The organism is Mesorhizobium sp. M2A.F.Ca.ET.039.01.1.1 (assembly GCF_003998035.1).
GTDB lineage: Bacteria > Pseudomonadota > Alphaproteobacteria > Rhizobiales > Rhizobiaceae > Mesorhizobium.
Genome location: NZ_RZRY01000966.1, coordinates 1 through 1,908 on the forward strand (window position 1 = coordinate 1; position 1,908 = coordinate 1,908).

The 1,908-nt window shown below is 62.5% G+C and carries 2 protein-coding genes and 1 pseudogene; 2 read left to right on the top strand and 1 reads right to left on the bottom strand.

All coding sequences use genetic code 11. The features are described 5' to 3' along the window. A pseudogene (locus EOA24_RS36170) lies at window positions 1-232 on the top strand (aminotransferase class III-fold pyridoxal phosphate-dependent enzyme); the annotation flags it as partial. Between the two features lie 98 nt (window positions 233-330). On the opposite strand, the gene EOA24_RS36175 reads toward EOA24_RS36170, so the two are convergent. Then, window positions 331-969, bottom strand: a complete 639-nt coding sequence (locus EOA24_RS36175) for a TetR/AcrR family transcriptional regulator (protein WP_126081953.1) — start codon at window positions 967-969, stop codon at window positions 331-333. 121 nt (window positions 970-1,090) lie between these two features. Here EOA24_RS36175 and EOA24_RS36180 point away from each other — a divergent pair. Next, the coding region (locus EOA24_RS36180) for an allantoate amidohydrolase (RefSeq protein ID WP_127410720.1) at window positions 1,091-1,908 on the top strand (818 nt) is incomplete at its 3' end.

Below are 1,908 nucleotides of genomic sequence, written 5' to 3' on the forward strand. Positions count from 1 at the left end.
GACGAAAGCCGAGAACGCCCGCTTGGTCGGGTTGCCGGCGATCGGCGCCAGCTCGATCGCCGGCAACCCGACCAAGCGGGCGTTCTCGGCTTTCGTCAAGGCCTTCGAGCGCGGCGCGTTGATCCGCACCACCGGCGACATCATCGCGCTGTCGCCGCCGCTGATCATCACCAAGGGCCAGATCAACGAACTGATCGACCATGTCCGCGATGTGCTGAGGTCGATCGACTAAGAAGCCGGCGCGGACATCCTTCCCGTCAAGGGGAGGGTGTCCGTGAAGCGGGCTGGGCGAGGTCGGCTAAGAAGCGCCGACCTCGATGGTCGTGTAGTTCAGGCTGGCTGCGCGCCGATGCCGGTCAGGATCACCCGCTTGATGTTTTCCTTGGCTTCCCGCCATTGCCGGTCGGAGAGCGGCTTGCCGCCGTTCAGCGTCTCGATCTGGTGGCCAAAATCGGCGTAATGCTGGGTCGTGGCCCACAGCATGTAGAGGAGATGGCGCGGGTCGACCGGGTCCATCTTGCCCTCCTCGATCCAGCGCTTGATGATCGCTACGCGGCCGTCGGTCCATTCGCGCAAAGTCGATTCCATATAGTCCTGAAGCACCGGCGCGCCGTGCATCACTTCCGAGGCCCAGACCTTCGAGCCATCGGGATGGCGGCGCGATATTTCCATCTTGGCGTCGATATAGGCGCTGATGCCCTCTATCGGCCCGCGCGCCGCATCGAAGCAGTTGGCGGCCTGCAGCCAGATCTCGAAAATGTTCTGAACGACGGACCGGTAGAGTTCTTCTTTGGTGGCGAAATAATAGTGGAGATTTGCCTTTGGCAGCCCGGCCAGATCGGCGATCAGCTGCATCGTGGCGCCGCCGAACCCGGCTTCCGCGAACACCTTTTCGGCGGCGAGCAGAATGGCCTTTTCATTCTCCCGCCTTATGTCCTGGCGCCGCATCGGACGGGTGGATTCGGTCATGTCTCCCCCAAGATTCTCGTTGACCGCTTGGTCAGCTTGTGTAGTCTGAAAGCTGACCATACGGTCAGGATGCAAACCACTCAAGGGGCGACAAGACCCCTGGTGAAAATGGGAACCGCAAATGGCCGCACCCGGCGAAAATCTGCGAATCAATTCAGACCGCTTGTGGGACTCCCTGATGGAGATGGCGAAGATTGGCCCCGGCATCGCCGGCGGCAACAATCGCCAGACGCTCACCGATTCCGACAAGGAGGGCCGCGCGCTTTTCAAGTCCTGGTGCGATGCGGCCGGGCTCTCGATGGGTGTCGACCAGATGGGCACCATGTTCATGACGCGCGCCGGCACCGATCCGGACGCGCTGCCGGTCTATGTCGGTTCCCACCTCGATACCCAGCCCACCGGCGGCAAATATGACGGTGTGCTCGGCGTGCTCTCGGGCCTAGAGGTTGTGCGTTCGCTCAACGATCTCGGCATCAAGACGAAGCATCCGATCGTCGTCACCAACTGGACCAATGAGGAGGGCGCGCGTTTCGCCCCGGCCATGCTTGCCTCCGGCGTGTTCGCCGGCGTGCATACACAGGACTACGCCTATGCCCGCAAGGATCTCGACGGCCTGACCTTCGGCGACGAGCTGAAGCGGATCGGCTGGGTCGGCGACGAGAAGGTCGGCGCGCGCAAGATGCACGCCTATTTCGAGTATCACATCGAGCAGGGACCGATCCTGGAGGCGCAGAACAAGCAGATCGGCGTGGTGACGCATTGCCAAGGCCTGTGGTGGCTGGAATTCACGCTGACCGGCAAGGAGGCGCATACCGGCTCGACGCCGATGAACATGCGCGTCAATGCCGGCCTTGCCATGGCCCGTATCCTGGAGATGGTGCAGACGGTGGCCATTGAGAACCAGCCGGGCGCCGTCGGCGGGGTCGGACAGGTCAAGTT

Coding starts and splice junctions, on each gene's coding strand:
- EOA24_RS36175 (WP_126081953.1), bottom strand. CDS start 969: ATGACCGAATCCACCCGTCCGATGCGGCGCCAGGACATAAGGCGGGAG.